Source organism: Flavobacterium muglaense, assembly GCF_014305155.1.
GTDB lineage: Bacteria > Bacteroidota > Bacteroidia > Flavobacteriales > Flavobacteriaceae > Flavobacterium > Flavobacterium muglaense.
Window position 1 is genome coordinate 70,619 of sequence record NZ_JACRUK010000001.1, and the last position, 22,267, is coordinate 92,885.

Annotated in this window: 18 protein-coding genes and 4 tRNA genes; 2 read left to right on the forward strand and 20 right to left on the reverse strand. The window is 34.9% G+C overall.

The window, feature by feature from the left end; genetic code table 11:
• Positions 1-388: 388 nt before the first annotated feature.
• Positions 389-1,978, forward strand: a complete 1,590-nt coding sequence (locus H8R24_RS00345) for a peptide chain release factor 3 (protein ID WP_187016594.1) — start codon at positions 389-391, stop codon at positions 1,976-1,978.
• A 75-nt stretch (positions 1,979-2,053) separates the two neighbouring features.
• Here the strand turns inward: H8R24_RS00345 and H8R24_RS00350 are convergent, their stop codons facing one another.
• The 20 genes from H8R24_RS00350 to H8R24_RS00445 all read right to left on the reverse strand — a co-directional run bounded on the left by H8R24_RS00350 (position 2,054) and on the right by H8R24_RS00445 (position 20,426).
• Complete coding sequence (locus H8R24_RS00350) at positions 2,054-2,404, reverse strand: hypothetical protein (protein ID WP_187016595.1); 351 nt, start codon at positions 2,402-2,404, stop codon at positions 2,054-2,056.
• Positions 2,405-2,668: 264 nt separating this feature from the next.
• Positions 2,669-2,980 carry a DUF3467 domain-containing protein gene (locus H8R24_RS00355; protein WP_187016596.1) on the reverse strand — a complete coding sequence of 104 codons (312 nt, stop codon included), beginning with the start codon at positions 2,978-2,980 and terminating at the stop codon, positions 2,669-2,671.
• Between the two features lie 3 nt (positions 2,981-2,983).
• Positions 2,984-7,300 carry a DNA-directed RNA polymerase subunit beta' gene (rpoC, locus tag H8R24_RS00360; protein ID WP_187016597.1) on the reverse strand — a complete coding sequence of 1,439 codons (4,317 nt, stop codon included), beginning with the start codon at positions 7,298-7,300 and terminating at the stop codon, positions 2,984-2,986.
• A 258-nt stretch (positions 7,301-7,558) separates the two neighbouring features.
• Entirely contained in the window at positions 7,559-11,371 is a 3,813-nt protein-coding gene (gene rpoB / locus H8R24_RS00365; RefSeq protein WP_187016598.1) for a DNA-directed RNA polymerase subunit beta, read from the reverse strand.
• A 277-nt stretch (positions 11,372-11,648) separates the two neighbouring features.
• On the reverse strand, positions 11,649-12,017 hold the full coding sequence (rplL, locus tag H8R24_RS00370; RefSeq protein WP_187016599.1) for a 50S ribosomal protein L7/L12: 369 nt from the start codon (positions 12,015-12,017) through the stop codon (positions 11,649-11,651).
• A 91-nt stretch (positions 12,018-12,108) separates the two neighbouring features.
• Positions 12,109-12,612, reverse strand: coding sequence for a 50S ribosomal protein L10 (rplJ, locus tag H8R24_RS00375; protein ID WP_187016600.1), 504 nt, complete (start codon positions 12,610-12,612; stop codon positions 12,109-12,111).
• A gap of 22 nt (positions 12,613-12,634) precedes the next feature.
• Positions 12,635-13,324: a 50S ribosomal protein L1 gene (rplA, locus tag H8R24_RS00380; RefSeq protein ID WP_187016601.1), complete on the reverse strand. Its 690-nt coding sequence runs from the start codon at positions 13,322-13,324 to the stop codon at positions 12,635-12,637.
• Between the two features lie 13 nt (positions 13,325-13,337).
• A complete protein-coding gene (rplK, locus tag H8R24_RS00385) occupies positions 13,338-13,775 on the reverse strand; it encodes a 50S ribosomal protein L11 (RefSeq protein ID WP_187016602.1) in 438 nt (145 codons plus the stop codon).
• Positions 13,776-13,842: 67 nt separating this feature from the next.
• Entirely contained in the window at positions 13,843-14,394 is a 552-nt protein-coding gene (gene nusG / locus H8R24_RS00390; RefSeq protein ID WP_187016603.1) for a transcription termination/antitermination protein NusG, read from the reverse strand.
• 8 nt (positions 14,395-14,402) lie between these two features.
• Entirely contained in the window at positions 14,403-14,600 is a 198-nt protein-coding gene (gene secE, locus H8R24_RS00395) for a preprotein translocase subunit SecE (protein WP_187016604.1), read from the reverse strand.
• 20 nt (positions 14,601-14,620) lie between these two features.
• Positions 14,621-14,691: transfer RNA gene (locus tag H8R24_RS00400), tRNA-Trp, on the reverse strand.
• Between the two features lie 57 nt (positions 14,692-14,748).
• Positions 14,749-15,936, reverse strand: coding sequence for an elongation factor Tu (tuf, locus tag H8R24_RS00405; protein ID WP_187016605.1), 1,188 nt, complete (start codon positions 15,934-15,936; stop codon positions 14,749-14,751).
• A gap of 58 nt (positions 15,937-15,994) precedes the next feature.
• A tRNA-Thr gene (locus H8R24_RS00410) sits at positions 15,995-16,066 on the reverse strand.
• Between the two features lie 49 nt (positions 16,067-16,115).
• A tRNA-Tyr gene (locus H8R24_RS00415) sits at positions 16,116-16,196 on the reverse strand.
• Positions 16,197-16,252: 56 nt separating this feature from the next.
• Positions 16,253-16,326: transfer RNA gene (locus tag H8R24_RS00420), tRNA-Thr, on the reverse strand.
• A gap of 92 nt (positions 16,327-16,418) precedes the next feature.
• Entirely contained in the window at positions 16,419-16,721 is a 303-nt protein-coding gene (gene hpf, locus H8R24_RS00425) for a ribosome hibernation-promoting factor, HPF/YfiA family (protein WP_187016606.1), read from the reverse strand.
• A 36-nt stretch (positions 16,722-16,757) separates the two neighbouring features.
• The gene (locus H8R24_RS00430) at positions 16,758-17,651 is read right to left on the reverse strand and encodes a tyrosine-type recombinase/integrase (protein ID WP_187016607.1); all 894 of its coding nucleotides are present in this window, start codon (positions 17,649-17,651) and stop codon (positions 16,758-16,760) included.
• 80 nt (positions 17,652-17,731) lie between these two features.
• Complete coding sequence (gene rpsU / locus H8R24_RS00435) at positions 17,732-17,926, reverse strand: 30S ribosomal protein S21 (protein ID WP_007137807.1); 195 nt, start codon at positions 17,924-17,926, stop codon at positions 17,732-17,734.
• A 259-nt stretch (positions 17,927-18,185) separates the two neighbouring features.
• On the reverse strand, positions 18,186-19,355 hold the full coding sequence (locus H8R24_RS00440; protein ID WP_187016608.1) for an acyl-CoA dehydrogenase family protein: 1,170 nt from the start codon (positions 19,353-19,355) through the stop codon (positions 18,186-18,188).
• A 177-nt stretch (positions 19,356-19,532) separates the two neighbouring features.
• Positions 19,533-20,426: a ComEA family DNA-binding protein gene (locus H8R24_RS00445; protein WP_187016609.1), complete on the reverse strand. Its 894-nt coding sequence runs from the start codon at positions 20,424-20,426 to the stop codon at positions 19,533-19,535.
• Positions 20,427-20,737: 311 nt separating this feature from the next.
• Between H8R24_RS00445 and H8R24_RS00450 the strand changes: the two genes are divergently transcribed.
• Positions 20,738-22,219: an amino acid permease gene (locus tag H8R24_RS00450; RefSeq protein WP_187016610.1), complete on the forward strand. Its 1,482-nt coding sequence runs from the start codon at positions 20,738-20,740 to the stop codon at positions 22,217-22,219.
• The last annotated feature ends 48 nt before the right edge of the window (positions 22,220-22,267 follow it).

Consider the following 22,267-nt stretch of genomic DNA (forward strand, 5'->3'; position numbering starts at 1 on the left):
CAAATATGCGTTATAAGTATCTAGAAATAAAAATGTTCTTACAAACCTTTAACCCGCTTTTAAGCGAACAAAAATAACAATTCGATTACATAATACAAGTTTCAACAGTACTATTAACAAAAAATTATAGACAGATGGCTCGCGTAACGGCTTAGATTAACAAAAATCCAAGACTTGCCAGTTTTCAACAGGATGATTCTCTATTTTATTTTCTATTTCAGCTGCATTCATTCAACCAACTAGCGCAAAACTTAATCTTCATCAATCACAACTAACTTACTTAAATAGATCTAAAACTGTAATAAAAATGATCCATGTTCAAAAGAGCACTGCCTTTCTTTTTTTTAGCATATATAAATAGTACTTTTGCAAACTATTTACAGTAAATATGAGCTTTTTAAAAGAAATACAAAGAAGAAGAACTTTCGGAATTATATCGCATCCAGATGCCGGTAAAACAACCCTAACAGAAAAACTACTGCTTTTTGGTGGTGCAATTCAAGAAGCGGGAGCCGTAAAAAATAATAAAATTAAAAAAGGAGCTACGAGTGATTTCATGGAAATTGAGCGTCAGAGAGGGATTTCGGTTTCTACCTCTGTTTTGGCTTTTAATTACCAAGATAAAAAAATCAATATTCTAGACACACCTGGTCATAAGGATTTTGCCGAAGACACCTTTAGGACATTAACGGCAGTAGACAGCGTAATTGTTGTTATTGATGTTGCAAAGGGAGTTGAGGAGCAAACCGAAAAATTAGTTGCTGTTTGTCGAATGCGTAAAATTCCGATCATTGTTTTCATTAATAAAATGGACCGCGAGGGTAAAGATGCTTTTGACTTAATGGATGAAGTGGAGCAAAAACTAGGTCTTACTGTAACACCTTTAAGCTTTCCTATAGGAATGGGATACGACTTTCAAGGTATTTACAATCTATGGGAGCAAAACATCAATTTATTTAGCGGTGATAACCGTAAAAACATTGAAGAAACAATTGCTTTCTCTGATGTTCAAAGCCCTGAATTAGAAAAAATAATTGGTCAAAAACCAGCCGACACATTACGTGAAGAGCTAGAATTGATTGACGAAGTATATCCAAAATTTGATCGTCAAGATTATCTAGACGGAAAATTACAACCGGTATTCTTTGGATCTGCATTGAACAACTTCGGTGTAAGAGAACTTTTGGACTGTTTTATTGCTATCGCACCTTCACCGCGAGCGAAGGAGTCTGAAACTAGACTAGTAGATCCAAAAGAAGAAAAAATGACCGGCTTTGTATTTAAAATCCATGCTAATATGGACCCCAAACACAGAGACCGTTTGGCATTTATCAAAATAGTATCTGGAACATTCGAAAGAAACAAACCGTACTACCATGTACGTCAAAAGAAAAATTTAAAATTTTCCAGCCCTAATGCTTTTTTTGCTGAGAAGAAAGAAATTGTAGACATCTCTTATCCTGGTGACATTGTAGGGCTACATGATACTGGAAACTTTAAAATTGGAGACACGCTAACCGAAGGAGAAATCATGAGTTTCAAAGGGATTCCAAGTTTCTCTCCTGAACACTTTAGATACATCAATAATGCAGACCCAATGAAAGCAAAACAGCTTGACAAAGGGGTTGACCAATTGATGGATGAAGGGGTCGCACAGTTATTTACATTAGAAATGAATAACCGTAAAATCATAGGAACTGTTGGAGCACTACAATACGAAGTGATACAATATCGATTAGAGCATGAATATGGTGCAAAATGTACCTATGAAAACTTTCCTGTACACAAAGCATGTTGGGTAAAACCAGATGACGCTAAAAACAACGAGTTCAAAGAATTTAGACGAATTAAACAAAAATTCTTGGCACACGATAAGTACGGTCAATTAGTTTTTCTAGCCGATTCAGACTTTACAATCCAAATGACTCAAAATAAATATCCATCGGTGAAATTATTTTTCACATCAGAATTTGAGTAATTCAAAAAATACTAGACATAAAAAAAAACGCTAATTTTCATTAGCGTTTTTTTTATGTTGTTACTTTATCTTTATTTAAGCCACAGCACTTTCAAAGTTAACTGCCTTTTTCAAAAAAGCCTTAATCAATAAACGATTAGGAGCTAAACCTGAAGTCATAATTTGTTTTTTTGTATTTACTCCTTCAGTAGAGATCGTACTATTTGGATCTTGCTTAGAACCCATAAACCACAGTACAAATTCCATATTTGAAGTAGCTCTGCTGTTTTGTTGTTTAACCTCATTCGTTACTTCTGTAGTAGATGAAACGATATTGTTAACCTCTTTACTTTGACCAAATGAAACACTAGATACCAAGATTAATGCAAACATAAAAAATAAACGAACTGAATTTCTCTTGCTAATTGTAACTATTGTATTAATCATAATTTTTTGCTTTTCAAAAAGGACTATTTAGTAATTCCCTTATTGTTGTACAAAGGTACGTGAACAATAAAGTTGTATAAAATTTTTCCGATGAACAACTATAATAGTCGTTGATAAACAAATAAAACGACAACAACAGGCCAAAAAATCAATAAATACAGCATTAAAACTAAACTGACCAGCCCAATACACAATCTGCTACAGCGCAGAGGTTATGACTCTAAATAAAAAAAAGGCTCCATTTCTGGAGCCTTTAGTATAAAACTATGCTTGTCCTGCAGGACCAAAATTAAGCGGTATTGGAGGTTGTTCAGTATCTTTAATTTCGCCATGAGCGATTTCAAAACGGTGAATATTTTCTCCAATTGCCTTCAATAATCTTTTGGCGTGCTGCGGAGTCAAAACAATTCTTGACTTTACTTTAGCTTTAGGAATACCCGGCATGATACTTACAAAATCGAGAACAAACTCTGATGATGAATGATTGATAATTGCTAAATTGGAATAAATTCCTTCAGCAGTTTTTTCATCCAATTCAATATTAATTTGCTCTTGTTGTTGATTTGAGTTGCTCATGTCTTAGTAAATATATTCCTCTTTATTAGCCATCATGTCATTGTAATCGTCTTTTGAACCTACTATTGTATGATCGTATTCTCTCATACCTGTTCCAGCAGGAATTCTATGACCTACAATTACATTTTCTTTCAATCCTTCTAAGTAATCAATTTTACCTGCAACAGCAGCTTCATTTAATACTTTAGTTGTTTCTTGGAAAGATGCAGCAGAGATGAATGATTTAGTTTGTAACGATGCTCTAGTAATACCCTGTAAAACTGGTGTACCAGTAGCAGTAATAACATCACGCGCTACAACAATATTTTTATCATTACGTTTTAAAAGTGAGTTTTCATCACGTAATTCACGAGGCGTTATAATTTGACCTTCTTTTAAGTTAGTCGAATCTCCAGCGTCTTCAATCACTTTCATTCCATAAAGCTTATCATTTTGGACAATAAAGTCTTTCGTATGAATCAATTGATCTTCTAAGAATAATGTATCTCCTGGATCTTGAACTCTCACTTTACGCATCATTTGACGTATTACTACCTCAAAGTGTTTGTCATTAATTTTCACCCCTTGTAAACGGTATACTTCTTGAATTTCATTTACCAAATACTGTTGAACAGCAGCTGGTCCTTGAATTCTTAAAATATCTTCAGGAGTAATCGCTCCATCAGATAAAGGTACACCAGCTCTTACGAAGTCATTTTCTTGTACAAGAATTTGACTTGAAAGTTTCACTAAGTACTTTCTGATGTCACCAAATTTAGATTCGATAACAATCTCACGGTTACCTCTTTTGATTTTTCCAAAAGAAACAACCCCATCGATTTCAGAAACTACTGCTGGGTTTGAAGGATTACGAGCTTCTAAAAGTTCTGTAATTCTTGGTAAACCTCCTGTAATATCTCCTGATTTAGAAGAACGACGAGGAATTTTAACCAATACTTTACCTGCTTTAATTTTCTCACCATTTTCAACCATCAAGTGGGCACCAACTGGTAAGTTATAAGAACGAATCAATTCACCATCATTACCATAAACTAATAAAGTTGGAATTAATTTCTTAGCTCTTGACTCAGAAATTACTTTTTCTTGGAAACCAGTTTGCTCATCAATTTCAACCATGAATGATTGACCTTGCTCTAAATCTTCGTAAGCAATTTTACCTGTGAATTCCGAAACGATAACTCCATTATATGGATCCCATTTACAGATAACATCTCCTTTTGCAACTGACTGACCGTCTTTTACAAAGATGCTAGAACCGTAAGGAATATTATGTGTATTTAATAAGATACCTGTTTTTTCGTCAATCAATTTCAATTCAGTTGAACGAGAAACTACAATATCTACTGCATTACCATCGTTGTCTTCACCTTTTACAGTTTTTAAATCTTCAATTTCTAGCTTACCATTAAATTTAGTAACAATGCTAGACTCTTCAGAAATACCACCCGCAACCCCTCCAACGTGGAAAGTACGTAATGTTAACTGTGTACCTGGTTCTCCAATAGATTGTGCTGCAATTACTCCAACTGCTTCACCTCTTTGTGTCATTTTACCAGTAGCTAAGTTTCTACCGTAACATTTAGCACAAATACCTTTTGGCGCTTCACAAACAAGAGGTGAACGTACTTCCACTTTCTCGATTGGAGAAGCTTCAATTACTTTCATTATTGCCTCAGTGATTTGTTCTCCAGATTGGATTAACACTTCATTAGTTAAAGGATTAATTACATCTTGCAAAGCAACACGTCCTAAAATTCTTTCTCCTAATGATTCAACAATTTCTTCATTCTTTTTCAATGCCGAAACTTCAACACCTCTTAATGTACCACAATCTTCAATGTTAACAATAACATCTTGAGATACATCATGAAGTCTTCTAGTTAAGTATCCAGCATCCGCCGTTTTCAAGGCAGTATCCGCAAGTCCTTTACGAGCACCGTGAGTAGAAATGAAATACTCAAGAATCGAAAGACCTTCCTTAAAGTTAGAAAGAATCGGGTTTTCAATAATTTCTCCACCACCAGCAGTCGATTTTTTAGGCTTAGCCATCAATCCACGCATACCAGTTAACTGACGAATTTGTTCCTTAGAACCCCTCGCCCCAGAGTCAAGCATCATATACACCGAGTTGAAACCTTGTTGGTCTTCTCTAATGTTTTTCATTGCTAACTCCGTTAATTGAGCATTTGCTGAAGTCCATACATCAATAACTTGGTTGTAACGTTCGTTATTAGTAATAAGACCCATGTTATAATTTGCAGAGATACCTTCAACTTGCTCTCTAGCATCTGCAATTAATTTTGGTTTTTGTTCTGGAATTCTAATATCACCTAATGAGAATGATAATCCTCCTCTAAAGGCGAATTTATACCCCATATCTTTCATGTTATCCAAGAAGGCAGCCGTTTCCGGTACACTTGTTGAATTTAATACGTGACCGATAATATCTCTAAGATTTTTCTTAGTCAATACTTCATTGATATAACCCGCTGCTGGTGGTACTACTTCATTAAATAATACACGTCCGGCAGTAGTTTCAATAATTTGATACACTAATTCACCAGCATCATTAAAATCTTTTGCTCTAATTTTCACACGAGCATTTAATTCTAATCTTCCTTCGTTCAATGCAATATTTGTTTCTTCTGCAGAATAAAAAATTAGATCTTGACCTAAAATTTTCTTTTCTGGAGTAGACAATCTTTCTTTGGTCATATAATATAGACCCAAGACCATATCCTGAGATGGTACCGTAATTGGAGCACCATTTGCAGGGTTTAATATATTATGAGAAGCCAACATCAATAATTGAGCTTCAAGGATAGCTTCTGGTCCTAATGGTAAGTGAACCGCCATTTGATCCCCATCAAAATCCGCATTAAATGCCGTACAAACTAAAGGGTGCAATTGGATTGCTTTTCCTTCAATTAATTTTGGTTGGAAAGCTTGAATACCTAGTCTGTGCAAAGTAGGGGCACGATTCAGTAAAATCGGGTGACCTTTAATTACATTTTCAAGGATATCCCAAACTACAGGCTCTTTCTTGTCTATTATTTTCTTAGCTGATTTTACAGTTTTAACAATACCTCTTTCTATCAACTTACGGATAACAAAAGGCTTGTATAATTCGGCTGCCATATCTTTAGGGATACCACATTCGAACAATTTCAATTCAGGTCCAACAACAATTACCGAACGAGCAGAATAATCCACACGTTTTCCAAGTAAGTTTTGACGGAAACGTCCTTGCTTACCTTTAAGGGAATCAGATAATGATTTTAATGGTCTGTTTGATTCTGTTTTAACAGCAGATGCTTTTCTTGTATTATCAAATAATGAATCCACCGATTCTTGCAACATACGTTTTTCGTTTCTTAAGATCACTTCTGGAGCTTTAATCTCCATTAATCTTTTCAAACGGTTGTTACGGATGATTACACGACGGTACAAGTCATTTAAATCCGAAGTTGCAAAACGACCTCCATCAAGTGGCACAAGCGGACGTAATTCAGGTGGAATAACAGGAACTACCTTCATAATCATCCATTCAGGACGGTTTTCACGGTTCAAGTTAGACTCACGGAAAGACTCAACAACTTGTAATCTTTTTAAAGCTTCAGTTTTACGTTGTTTAGACGTTTCATTATTAGCTGAATGACGCAATTGGTAAGACAATTGATCCAAATCGATACGAGCTAATAAATCCATAATACACTCTGCTCCCATTTTGGCAACAAATTTATTAGGATCAAAATCATCTAAATATTGATTATCTGCAGGAAGTGTATCCAAGATATTCAAATATTCTTCTTCTGTTAAGAAGTCTAATCTTTGAACTGATTCACCATCTGCATTTTTAGCAATACCAGCTTGGATTACTACGTATCTTTCGTAGTAGATAATCATATCTAATTTCTTAGATGGAAGACCAAGGATATAACCAATTTTATTTGGAAGAGAACGGAAATACCAAATATGAGCAATTGGCACAACAAGGTTGATGTGACCTACTCTATCTCTACGTACTTTTTTCTCAGTAACTTCAACACCACAACGGTCACAGATGATCCCTTTGTAACGAATTCTTTTGTACTTTCCACAAGCACATTCAAAATCCTTAACAGGTCCAAATATTCTTTCACAAAAAAGACCGTCACGCTCTGGTTTGTGCGTACGGTAGTTGATTGTTTCTGGTTTCAAAACTTCACCTCTAGACTCTTTCAAGATAGATTCTGGAGAAGCAAGACCAATTGATATTTTATTGAACCTTTTTACAGGGTTCTTATCTTTATTATTATTATTATTTCTATTATTCATCATAGTTTTTACTATTGATTTAATTGCAATTAAAAATTGATTCTAGCAAAGGACTTCATGTCTTTACTACTCCGGATTACTTCTCAAAACTTTAAACTTATTATTTAAAGCGCTAGTTACACAAATAGCAATCTGCATAAAAAATCGGAACGGTTTACGGCTCTAAATCCTAAAAACTTATTAAAAAAAGTGTTCAGTATTCAGCTTTAAGTGTTCAGTTTATCACTGATTACTAAAAACTGAACACTGAATACTAAAATATTATTCTTCTAATCTAATGTCTAACCCAAGACCTTTCAATTCATGCATTAATACATTGAATGATTCAGGTAATCCTGGTTCTGGCATAGACTCTCCTTTTACGATAGCTTCGTAAGTTTTAGCTCTACCAATAACATCATCAGATTTTACTGTTAAGATTTCTCTAAGTGTACTAGATGCTCCATAAGCCTCAAGTGCCCAAACCTCCATCTCTCCAAAACGCTGACCTCCAAATTGAGCTTTACCTCCAAGTGGTTGTTGTGTAATCAACGAGTATGGTCCAATAGAACGTGCGTGCATCTTATCATCAACCATGTGTCCTAATTTTAACATATAGATCACACCTACAGTAGCTGCTTGATGGAAACGCTCTCCTGTACCACCATCATAAAGATGTGTATGTCCAAAACGTGGTACTCCAGCTTCGTCAGTCAATTCATTAATTTGATCAAGAGAAGCACCGTCAAAAATTGGAGTAGCAAATTTTCTACCCAAGTTCATTCCAGCCCATCCTAATACCGTTTCATAAATTTGACCGATGTTCATACGTGAAGGTACCCCAAGTGGGTTCAACACAATATCAACTGGTGTTCCGTCTTCAAGGAAAGGCATATCTTCATGACGAACGATACGAGCAACAATACCTTTGTTACCGTGACGTCCAGCCATTTTATCCCCAACTTTCAACTTACGTTTCTTAGCGATATAAACTTTTGCTAATTTCAAGATTCCTGCTGGCAATTCATCCCCAACAGTAATAGTGAATTTCTCTCTACGTAAAGAACCTTGCAAGTCGTTCAACTTAATTTTATAGTTATGAATTAATTCATTCACCATTTTATTAGTTGCATCATCAGCTACCCATTGTCCTTTGCTTAAGTGAGCAAAATCTTCTACAGCATAAAGCATTTTTTGAGTGTACTTTTTACCTTTTGGTAAAACTTCTTCACCCAAATCATTCATTACACCTTGAGAAGTTTTTCCGTTAACGATTAAGAAAAGTTTCTCTACTAATTTGTCTTTTAATTCAACAAATTTAGTTTCAAATTCCATTTCTAAAGCACCCAAAGCATCTTTGTCTTGCGTACGCTTACGTTTATCTTTTACCGCCCTTGCGAATAATTTTTTGTCAAGAACTACACCATGTAAAGAAGGAGATGCTTTCAATGAAGCATCTTTTACATCACCCGCTTTATCTCCGAAGATTGCACGAAGCAATTTCTCTTCTGGAGTAGGATCTGATTCTCCTTTTGGAGTAATTTTTCCAATTAGAATGTCACCAGGTTTCACCTCAGCACCAATTCTAATCATACCGTTTTCATCTAAGTCTTTAGTAGCCTCTTCAGAAACGTTTGGTATATCATTCGTTAGTTCTTCATTACCTAATTTAGTATCTCTTACTTCTAATGAGTAATCATCTACGTGGATTGAGGTAAAAATATCATCACGAACTACTTTTTCAGAAATTACAATCGCATCCTCAAAGTTGTATCCTTTCCATGGCATAAAGGCCACTTTCAAGTTACGACCTAAAGCAAGCTCTCCGTTTTGAGTAGCATACCCTTCTGACAATACTTGACCAAGAATTACTCTATCTCCCTTTCTTACGATAGGCTTAAGGTTAATACTTGTCCCTTGATTGGTTTTTCTAAATTTAATTAGATTATATGTTTTCTCATCGCTATCAAAGCTTACCATTCTTTCTTCTTCAGAACGATCGTACTTAATAGTTATAATATTGGCATCAACATATTCGACAGTTCCATCTCCTTCAGCATTAATCAATACTCTAGAGTCAGAAGCTACTTGACGCTCCAATCCAGTTCCAACGATAGGCGCTTCAGGACGAATTAATGGTACGGCCTGACGCATCATGTTAGATCCCATCAAGGCTCTATTCGCATCATCATGTTCCAAGAAAGGAATCAATGAAGCTGAGATAGAAGCAATTTGATTTGGAGCAACATCTGTATAATCTACTTGTGCTGGATCAATAACAGGGAAATCACCTTCTTGACGTGCAATTACGTTTTCGGCACTAATTTTTCCAGAATTATCCATTGCTATATTCGCTTGCGCGATTAGCATTCCTTCTTCTTCTTCAGCGCTTAAGTAAATAGGAGTAGACTCAAGATCTACAACACCATTCGTTACTTTACGGTAAGGCGTTTCAATGAAACCCATTCCGTTTACCTTAGCATAAACTCCAAGAGATGAAATCAAACCAATGTTTGGTCCCTCTGGTGTTTCAATAGGACATAAACGTCCGTAGTGCGTATAGTGAACGTCACGAACCTCAAATCCAGCTCTCTCTCTCGAAAGTCCACCTGGTCCAAGTGCAGATAATCTTCTTTTGTGCGTAATCTCAGCTAATGGATTCGTTTGATCCATAAATTGAGACAACTGATTAGTACCAAAAAAAGAGTTGATAACAGATGATAATGTTTTAGCATTAATCAAATCTATTGGTGTAAACACCTCGTTATCTCTAACGTTCATTCTCTCACGAATAGTTCTAGCCATACGTGCTAAACCAACCCCGAATTGTTGCGACAATTGTTCACCAACTGTTCTAACACGACGGTTTGATAAGTGGTCAATATCATCAATATCTGCTTTCGCATTAATCAATTCAATTAAATACTTCACGATCGTAATAATATCCTCTTTGGTAAGCACTTGCTTTTCCATCGGGATATTTAAACCTAATTTTTTATTCATTCTATAACGACCTACTTCACCTAAATTGTAACGTTGGTCTGAGAAGAATAATTTGTCAATAATACCACGAGCAGTCTCTTCATCAGGCGGTTCTGCATTACGCAATTGCCTGTAGATATGCTCAACAGCCTCTTTTTCAGAGTTTGTTGGATCTTTCTGTAATGTATTATGGATGATAGCATAATCAGCTTGATTAGCATCTTCTTTATGTAACAAAATGGATTTAACGTTAGAATCAATGATTTCTTCTACATTATCTTTATCGATAATGGTATCTCTATCAAGAATTATTTCGTTACGTTCGATAGAAACTACTTCACCAGTATCTTCATCTACGAAATCTTCATGCCATGTATTTAATACACGAGCTGCTAATTTTCTACCGATATATTTTTTAAGACCTGTTTTAGAAACTTTAATTTCCTCTGCAAGGTCAAAAATTTCAAGGATATCCTTGTCTCTTTCAAAACCAATTGCACGAAATAAGGTAGTTACAGGTAACTTTTTCTTTCTATCGATATAAGCATACATTACACTATTTATATCTGTAGAAAATTCTATCCAAGATCCTTTAAAAGGAATTACTCTAGCAGAATATAATTTTGTTCCATTAGCATGGAAAGACTGTCCAAAGAAAACCCCTGGAGATCTATGTAGCTGTGAAACAACAACACGCTCAGCACCATTGATTACAAAAGTACCACTTGGAGTCATATAAGGAATTGTACCAAGATAAACATCTTGCACAATAGTTTCAAAATCTTCGTGCTCTGGATCTGTACAATACAGTTTTAACCTAGCCTTTAAAGGTACACTATGAGTTAGACCTCTTTCTATACACTCTTGAATTGTATAACGTGGTGGATCCACAAAGTAGTCAAGGAATTCCAATACAAAGTTATTTCTTGTATCTGTAATTGGAAAATTCTCCATGAAGGTATTATAAAGTCCTTCATTGCCTCTTTCATCAGATTTAGTTTCTAATTGAAAAAAATCTTGAAAAGATTTAACCTGAACATCTAGAAAGTCTGGATATGCAGGAATATTTTTAGTAGAGGCAAAATTCAATCTTTCAGTCTGATTTGTTATCATCAATGGACAAAATTTTGATTATAAAAGTAATTTTTTTCGCATAAGACATTTGCCTTATACATTATAATTTACGACCATTACATCTTTAAAAATCAATTTAGGATAACTACTTTTTTATTATCTGTTAATTTTTTTTCCTCGTAATGGGTAAAATCAATTTGTTATGAAAGCCTGATTTTCAATAAAAAAAATCTAGACTTTTATTATAGCAAAAAATGGTTTAGGTCAATGGATGATTAAACCCAAGACCTAAACCTTATTTTAAACTAATTGAGAATTATTTTAATTCAACAACAGCTCCAGCTTCTTCTAAAGATTTTTTAAGAGCTTCTGCCTCATCTTTAGTTACACCTTCTTTAACAGTACTTGGAGCACTATCAACTACATCTTTAGCTTCTTTCAAACCTAAACCTGTAAGTTCTTTTACCATTTTCACAACAGCTAATTTAGAAGCACCAGCTTCTTTTAAGATAACTGTGAATTCAGTTTGAGCTTCTTCAGCAGCTTCTCCACCACCTGCAGATACTACTACAGCTGCAGCAGCTGGTTCGATTCCGTACTCATCTTTTAATATTGTTGCTAATTCGTTAACTTCTTTTACAGTTAAATTAACTAATTGTTCTGCGAATTGTTTCAAATCTGCCATTTTTTCTATCGTTTTAAAATGATTTGTAAAATTATATTTTGTTTATTGTGCGCATTGTAAATAATAAATCTGGAATAGAATCCCTCTTTTATTATGCTTCTTCAGCTTGCTCTTCTCCAGCAAATTTGTTTTGAAGTGCTGAAATAATTCTTTGAGCTGGTGATTGAAGTAATCCGATAAGCTCTCCAATAAGTTCTTCTTTAGATTTGATAGTTGCTAACGCATCTAATTGATCATCTCCAATATAAACTTCATTATTAATGTAAGCTCCTTTTAAAACTGGCTTAGCCGATTTTTTACGGAAATCTTTAATGATTTTACCAGGTCCATTTGCAACATCTGAGATAAAAATAGCACTATTTCCAGTTAAAACTGAAGGTAAGTCACCATATTCATTTTCAGAAACCTCCATTGCTTTTACAAGCAAAGTGTTTTTTACAACCTCTAATTTTATACCTGCTTTAAAGCAAGCTCTTCTCAAGTTTGAAGTTGTTTCTGCATTTAATCCAGAAATATCTGCTACATAAACAATATTTGTACCAGCTAACTGTGCAGTTAAATCTTCAATCGCGATTGATTTTTCTTCTCTAGTCATACTAAAAATTTTTAACTACCAATTATACTGCTTTAGGGTCAAGCGCAATTGCTGGACTCATAGTGCTTGTAAGGTGAATTCCTTTAATGTAGGTACCTTTAGCAGCAGTTGGTTTAAGTTTGATTAATGTTTGAATAATTTCGTGTGCATTGTCATAAATTTGCTCAGCTCCAAAAGAAACTTTACCAATTCCTGCATGTACGATACCAGTTTTATCAACTTTAAAGTCAATTTTACCAGCTTTCACCTCTGCAACAGCTTTAGCAACATCCATAGTTACTGTACCTGTTTTAGGGTTTGGCATTAAACCTCTAGGTCCTAAAATACGACCTAATGGACCTAATTTACCCATAACAGCTGGCATAGTGATGATCACATCAACATCCGTCCAACCGTCTTTGATTTTTTGTAAATACTCATCAAGACCTACATAGTCCGCACCAGCTTCTTTAGCTTCCGCCTCTTTATCTGGAGTAACTAATGCTAAAACCTTAACATCTTTACCTGTTCCGTGAGGTAATGTAACTACACCTCTTACCATTTGATTCGCTTTTCTTGGATCTACACCCAATCTAACAGCGATATCAACAGACTCATCAAATTTTGCAGAAGCAAGTACTTTAATTAATGCAGAAGCATCTTTTAAAGAATATAATTTGTTCTTTTCAATTTTTGAAGCAGCCTCTTTTTGCTTTTTTGTCAATTTTGCCATGTCTTTCTCTTAATTAAAAAGGAGCGTCTCCTGATACAGTTATACCCATAGATCTAGCTGTTCCAGCAACCATACTCATAGCTTTTTCCATTGTAAAAGCATTTAAGTCTGGCATCTTGTCTTCAGCAATAGCTCTAATTTGTTCCCAAGTAACACTAGCTACTTTTTTACGATTAGGTTCCCCTGAACCAGATTTTAGCTTTGCAGCTTCCAATAACTGAACCGCTGCTGGAGGAGTTTTGATAACAAAATCAAATGATTTGTCTTTATACACAGTAATTTGTACTGGGCATATTTTGCCGGATTTATCTTGTGTTCTAGCATTAAACTGCTTACAGAACTCCATGATATTAACTCCAGCAGCTCCTAAAGCAGGTCCAACCGGTGGCGATGGATTCGCTGCACCTCCCTTAACTTGTAGTTTAACTACCTTACTAATTTCTTTAGCCATTTTTTAAAAAATTTAACACAACAATTAATTGAAGCAATTGTTATGATTTATTATAGTGTAACAAAAATTATACTTTTTCAACTTGCATAAAACTTAATTCTAATGGTGTTTTTCTTCCGAAAATTTTAACCATTACCTCTAGTTTACGCTTTTCATCATTTATTTTTTCAACTGTACCATTGAAACCATTAAAAGGTCCATCTATAACCTTAACTGTTTCACCTAAGTTGAAAGGTATTGAATGCGTATCTGTATTAACAGCTAATTCATCCACTTTACCCAACATTCTATTTACTTCTGACAATCTCAAAGGAACTGGTTCCCCGCCCTTAGTTTCACCTAAAAACCCAATCACCGAAGTAATAGACTTTATAATATGCGGAATCTCTCCTACTAGGTTAGCCTCGATCATCACATAACCAGGAAAATAAACCTTATCTTTAACTATTTTTTTTCCTTCTTTTACAGTAACCACCTTTTCAGTTGGCACAAGTACCTGAGAAACATAATCTTCCATTTCTAATCTAGAAATTTCCGTTTCTATGTAAGCTTTCACTTTATTCTCTTGTCCGCTTACTGCACGAACAACATACCATTTTTTTAAATTATTATCTGCCATCACAAAAACTATCCTTTTATCCAGTTAAAAAATCCAGCTAATACCTTTGCGAAAAACTCATCCACTCCCCATGTTGACAAAGCGAATAAAACAGAAAAAATAGCCACAACAATCGTTAGACGTTGCACCTCAGCCCATTCTGGCCAAGTCATATTTGATTTTAATTCCTCAAATGCTTCTGATATGTAATTAACTACTTTTGCCATTGTGATATATATTTTAATTGCACGGGCGGAGGGATTCGAACCCCCATCAACGGTTTTGGAGACCGCTATTCTACCCTTGAACTACGCCCGTAGTTAAAGCCAGTGACAACATTGAAGTAAATCAACTGGCTTTATATTTATTATAGTATTAAGCTACTATCTCAGTTACCTGACCAGCACCTACTGTTCTACCACCCTCACGGATAGCGAAACGTAAACCTACATTCATTGCGATTGGACTTAACAAAGCTACGTTAATAGTTAAGTTATCTCCTGGCATTACCATCTCTACTCCTTCTGGTAAAGTAATAACTCCTGTTACGTCAGTTGTACGTACGTAGAACTGTGGACGGTAGTTGTTATGGAATGGAGTATGACGTCCACCTTCTTCTTTTTTCAAGATATAAACCTCAGCTTTGAAAGTGTTGTGTGGTTTTACTGAACCTGGCTTAATAATAACCATACCTCTTTTGATATCAGCTTTATCAATACCTCTTAACAATAAACCTACGTTATCTCCAGCTTCACCTCTATCAAGGATTTTACGGAACATCTCAACTCCTGTAATAGTAGAAGTTAATTTTTCAGCTCCCATACCAATGATTTCAACTGGATCTCCTGTATTAGCAATACCTGTTTCGATACGTCCTGTAGCAACAGTTCCACGACCAGTGATTGTAAATGAATCCTCAACTGGCATCAAGAAAGGCTTGTCAGTATCACGTACTGGCTCTTCAATCCATGCATCAACTGCAGCCATTAATTCAAGAATTTTTGGTACCCATGCAGCGTCATTATTCAATCCACCTAAAGCAGAACCTTGAATAACTGGACAGTTGTCACCATCATATTCGTAGAAAGACAATAAGTCTCTGATTTCCATTTCAACAAGTTCCAATAATTCCTCATCATCAACCATATCCACTTTATTCATGAATACAACCATTCTAGGAATACCTACCTGACGTCCTAATAGAATGTGCTCACGTGTTTGTGGCATTGGTCCATCAGTTGCAGCAACTACAAGGATAGCACCGTCCATTTGAGCAGCACCAGTAACCATGTTCTTTACGTAATCCGCGTGACCTGGACAGTCAACGTGAGCGTAATGACGATTAGCAGTTTCATATTCAACGTGAGATGTATTAATTGTAATACCTCTTTCTTTTTCTTCAGGAGCATTATCAATTTGATCAAATGATTTTGCTTGACAGTAACCTGCATCAGATAACACTTTAGTTATTGCAGCAGTTAATGTAGTTTTTCCGTGATCTACGTGTCCGATCGTACCTATATTTAAGTGTGGTTTCGAACGGTTAAAGGTTTCTTTTGCCATTTTACTTCGTTTTTAATCTTTTATTAATATTTATTAGTGTTCAAAATATACATTCTTGAGCCAATGTCGGGAATTGAACCCGAGACCTCTTCCTTACCAAGGAAGCACTCTACCCCTGAGCTACACCGGCAGAGCCTATTATTTTTATAAACCCAAATTTTTTACCAATTTGAATTTTGTGGGGAGAGCAGGATTCGAACCTGCGAAGTTTACACAGCAGATTTACAGTCTGCCCTCGTTGGCCGCTTGAGTATCTCCCCTCTTTCCTTATCGTTAACATTGCACTTGGCCAAATACAACATTTCTGCTTATTTAGAGCCGGCGGAGGGACTCGAACCCACGACCTGCTGATTACAAATCAGCTGCTCTAGCCAACTGAGCTACGCTGGCAGTATTGATAAAAAAAGTCCGCTATTTCTAACGGACTGCAAATGTATAGATTTTATCTCTCAATCAAAACATTTTTTTGAAAAATTTTAATATTAAATGTGAGTACGTAGCTTTTCTTTCCTTTTTACTAGCAATCTCTCCAATGATTCAGCCGAAAGCTCCACTGCTTCCTCAAATGTCTTACATTGTTTTTTTACCAAAAAATCATCCCCAGGGACATTAATTTTTATCTCTACAATTTTATTTTCCTTATCACTCGTGTTTTCAACCTTCAAATAAACATCAGACGAAACTACTTTATCATAGTACTTCTCCAACTTATCCATTCGCTCTTGGATATAACCTACTAATTTTGCATCAACCGCAAAGTTAACTGCATGAACATTTACCTTCATAATCTCTTTGTTTTAATGGTTAAACTATCTCAATTATTATTTATTCCTAGGATGCGCTTCTTTATACACCTTCTGCAGCTCAGATAAACTACTATGCGTATAAATTTGTGTTGACGCTAAACTAGAATGACCTAATAATTCCTTTACTGAATTTAAATCAGCCCCGTTATTCAATAAATGAGTCGCAAATGTATGTCGTAAAATATGCGGACTCTTTTTTTCCTTTTCCGAGACTTTACTAAAGTATGAATTTATTAACCTATAAACAAAAGAATCATTCAATTTCACCCCTTTTTTTGTTAGAAAAAAAACATTGCTATCTTTAATAGATTCTAAATCAGCCCTTTCTTTTAAGTACAACAAAAACTGATTGGCAATAATAGGCAAAACAGGTAAAATTCGCTCCTTATTCCGCTTCCCCAACACCTTAATCGTACTGTTTTCCACATTGATATTAGCAACCTCCAGATGAATCAACTCTGTGCGACGCATTCCAGTGGTGTAAAACAAATCAATAATCAATTTATTACGCACTTCCTCAAAGCCTACAGGATTTTCTACATCACTCAGTACAGCAACAACCTCCTTTTCCGAAAAAGGAATCTGCAACGTCTTAGGAACCCTCAAAGCCTTATGCTTTAATAACGGACTAACCTCTATTTGCTTTGTTTTTAACAGGAACTTATAAAAAGCCTTCAAAGAAGCCATTTTTCTATTCACAGTAACATTAGACAAACCACCATTAACCAGCGAAACAATCCAATTTCTAATTTGACCATAACCCAAATCAACAATATTCTCCTCACCAAAACTATTTTTATGAAACGTTTGAAAACTCAAAACATCATTCAAATACGCGTTTACCGTATGGGTAGAATATTTTTTCTCTTTAAGTAAGTAATCCCGAAATGCTGCTACAGTAGTAATCATAATATAAAATAAAAAAACCGTTAGCATCAAAGTTAAAAAACTTTAATGACTAACGGTAATTATCATGTAAAAAGAGTTACTTAGTTTTCTAAGTTGTCTTTCATGTTTTGAATGTAAGCTGCTTTTTGAACTTTAATTCTATTTTTTACAGAAGGCTTAATAAAAGCAGTACGTGCTCTTAACTGACGAACAGTTCCTGTTTTATCAAATTTTCTTTTATAGCGCTTTAATGCTCTATCTATATTTTCTCCGTCTTTAATTGGTATAATTAACATAATTTTGACACCCCCTTTCGTTAAGCCTGCAAAAGTAAACATTATTTCGACTTAAAGACTATAAAAAACTAATTATTTTGGGTGTGCCGGCAAAAAACACGAACAAACAACACCATAAAACCCGTTTGCCGTCAGGCTATTCGCTACAATCTTTTATTCCGTTGCACTCCATAAAAGGATTTTCACTGCTATCCTTCACACAAAAAAAAGAGCCAATAACTAAATTGACTCTTCCATAGATCTAAACCATTATTTACTACTATTCAACAGCAGGCTTGTAATTTTTATTATCAATGATCATTTTCGATAAAATCTCTTTCAAAATCTCCGAAGTACCACCACCAATAGGTCCTAAACGACTATCTCTTAATAAACGTGCCAAAGGATACTCTTCCATATACCCATAACCACCTAACATTTGCAAACAACTATAAATAGTCTCATCAGCCACTTTTGTCGATTTCAACTTCGCCATAGTTGCTTCCTTAACCACATATTCTCCTTTATCCAATCGCGCAACAGCTGCATAATTAAATATTTTGCAATGCTCCACATCTGTAGCATGTTCTACTAAAGTATGTCTTAAAGCCTGAAACTTATCAATTGTTTTACCAAAAGCTTCACGCTGCCCCATGTATTCAATTGTATACTCAAGAGCATATTCTGCTCTAGCATGACCATTAATAGCCATAATCAAACGCTCTAAAGCAAAATGTTGCATGATATAAGGAAAACCTTTTCCTTCTTCACCCATTAAATTAGCTTCAGGAATTTCAACATTATCAAATGCAATTTCAGCAGTATCAGATGCTCTCCAACCCAGTTTATCTAACTTGGTAGCAGCAATACCCTTCGTATTTGTGTCTACAAGAAAAATACTAATCCCTTTATTTCCTAAATCCGGACTTGTTTTAGCCGCGACTACATAATAATCCGCATAAACTCCGTTTGTAATAAACGTTTTTGAACCATTGATCACATACTTATCCCCTTTTTTCACAGCCGTTGTGCGCATTCCCGCAACATCACTACCACCAAAAGGTTCTGTAATACACAAAGCTCCTATTTTATCCCCTAATATACTTGGCGCTAAATACTCTTGTTTGATTCTTTCGTCACCTTCAGCATCCAAATGCGTCATAGCTAAATAAGAATGCGCCCACATTGCAGCAGCAAAACCAGCCGACTTGATTTTTTGAAGTTCTTCAAGGAAAATTACGGTGTAGAACAAATCTAAATTTAACCCTCCATACACTTCAGGACATCTGATTCCGAAAAAACCCATTTCTCCAAATTTCTTCCAAATAAAACGCTCAATCGTCCCGGTTTTTTCCCATTTTTCAATATGTGGCACAACTTCTTTCTGTAAAAAATCTTTCAAACTCTCCCTAAACAACTGATGTTCTTCTGTGAAATAAACTGAATCCATGTAAATATATTTTTTTTTATAATAAATTAAAATCTTTAAAAAGCTTGGAATAAATATAACTTAAGGCGTAAAACATACAGCTCTATCACAATCCCCTTTTTCATACCAAAAGCACCATCTAAAGCGTCGTTCTTCCTGAATATTACTCCTTCAATCAACTAACCCGATTATGCACTTCTAATTAAAGTCCAAATATAAGGCAATTATATTTGCTTTTTCAACAGGAAAACCCTTAATTTTTATTAAATCCTCAATATTTTTAAAATCACCATTCATGCTTCTATAAATAATAATATCTTTTGCTAACGTATATTTAAAATAAGGAAACTGAGCCATTTCTTTTAAGGACGCATTATTGATACTAATTTTCTTAATAGTATTAGAAGGCAAAACTGTAAAGTGACTATACAAATTATCAATTACCTCTGGAGACAAACCCCAAACCTCCTTAACCTGTTCCATAGATACAAAACCGCCTAAACTTTCTTTTAAATTTAAAATTCGTTTCGAAATCACCTCACCTACTCCATATATTTTAACCAAATCTTCCTGACTTGCAATATTAAGATCGATAAGCGGCGTTTTTTTCTTCTTTTCAAATATTGGGTACGATTTATTTTTGTAAGCTACATAATCCTTCTTATTCTTTACCCAATCAGGAAATTTAAAAAATGGCGCGATAGTACGCAACAAAGAATCCGAAATCTGAGTGACTTTTTGAAATTCTGCAGCCGAGTTAACATATTTATCCTCCTTGCGATATGCAAGCAGTCTGTCAATTTCCTGAACAGACATTCCCAATTTATAACCTTTATAATCCGTAATAAAATTGGGATTAAAAGGATACACTTTTTGAACAGCAGTAACAGAGCCCGATTTTAAAGAATCAATTTCAGCCTGCAAAGACATCCATTGTTGCTTTCCCGAATCGCTTTGCTTACTAAGCACAGCCAAACCATCACAGTAATAATAGCCTAACTGCAAAAAAGCGATAACAAGAAACAGTGAAAAAATACCTGCGCGCTGCTCTTTGGAAAATCTAAAATAACAATTAAGCTTATTAAAATCCATTAAAAATGCAGTTGATTAAAAACATTAGTACTAAACCACAACGTCTACAAAACCAGTTCTTTTATTAAACAATAAATTTAAACAAATTTGCATTATGAAACTCGAACCGAAAAAAAATATTTTCACAATTATATTTATCGATTTATTAAAAAAATAACTATTTAATTAGTAAACAACTAAAAATATTCGAATTTCGAAGTTAAACAAACATCTTAGCACATTATTTTTTTTAGTTAAATTATCAAAATTGTTTTTATATTTTGTAAAAAACAATACATTTGGGCACTAATAACAATTAAACCAATAAATATATGTCAATTTGGAAAACAAAACCGCTATCGGTTTTACTAAATGAAGCTTCAGAAGACGAGAAAGGGTTAAAAAGAACACTATCTGCTCGATCCCTTGTTGCTCTTGGAGTTGGAGCGATAATTGGTGCTGGACTATTTTCTTTAACAGGAATCGCAGCCGCAGACAATGCAGGACCAGCAGTAACCCTATCTTTCATCTTAGCAGCTATAGGTTGTGCCTTTGCTGGATTGTGCTACGCTGAATTCGCATCTATGATCCCCGTTGCAGGAAGTGCTTACACGTACTCGTATGCTACAATGGGAGAATTTGTTGCTTGGATTATTGGGTGGGATTTAGTTCTTGAATATGCGCTTGGAGCTGCAACAGTAGCCGTGAGTTGGTCCCAATACGTAGATAAATTCCTCGGTAATTACGGACTTCATATTCCGCAAGCAATACTCCACGGACCATGGGACAAAACTCCTGGATTAATTAACTTACCAGCGATCTTAATTATTTTCGCCCTCTCTTTTTTATTAATTAGAGGTACAAAAGAATCTGCTTTGCTAAATAACATTTTGGTTATCCTAAAAGTAACTGTTGTTATTGTATTCATTGGAATTGGATGGGGCTTTATTGATGGAGCAAATCATACTCCTTTTATCCCTGTAAATGAAGGTGAATCTTTATTGAGTTCAGGGAAAATGACATTCTTAAATTTCTTTAGCAGTGATTACTTTGGTCATTATGGCTGGAGTGGTATTCTTAGAGGTGCAGGAGTTGTGTTTTTTGCATTTATAGGATTTGATGCGGTTTCTACAGCGGCACAAGAAGCTAAAGACCCACAAAAAGGTATGCCAATTGGTATCTTAGGATCTTTAATAATCTGTACCATTTTATATGTATTATTTGCTTTTGTTTTAACTGGTTTAGAAAACTACCTAAACTTTAAAGGAGATGCTAGTCCCGTGACTACAGCATTTGCTAAGACAGGTTATACATTCTTAAACTCAGCATTAACAATCGCGATTATTGCAGGATACACCTCAGTAATGTTAGTAATGTTGATGGGACAAAGTAGAGTATTCTACAGTATGAGCGTTGATGGTTTATTACCTAAATTCTTCAGTACATTACACACAAAAAACAGAACACCTTATAAAACAAACTTACTATTCATGGTTTTTGTAAGTGTATTTGCTGGTTTTGTACCAGTATCTGATTTGGGTCACATGGTAAGTATAGGTACCTTATTTGCATTTGCCCTTGTATGTATTGGGGTTATTGTAATGAGAAAAACCAATCCAGATGCCGAAAGAGGTTTTAGAGTACCATTTGTACCTGTATTCCCTATAGTAGGAGTCATCATCTGCTTAATCTTGATGGCTGGTTTACCTATTGTAAGCTGGGAAAGACTTGCGATTTGGATGGTTATCGGAGTAATCATTTACTTCTTATACGGAAAGAAAAACAGTATATTGAATAATCCAGACAAAAAATAACAGTCAAAATTAATCAATGAAAAAGGGATTATAAAGTGTCAAAACTTT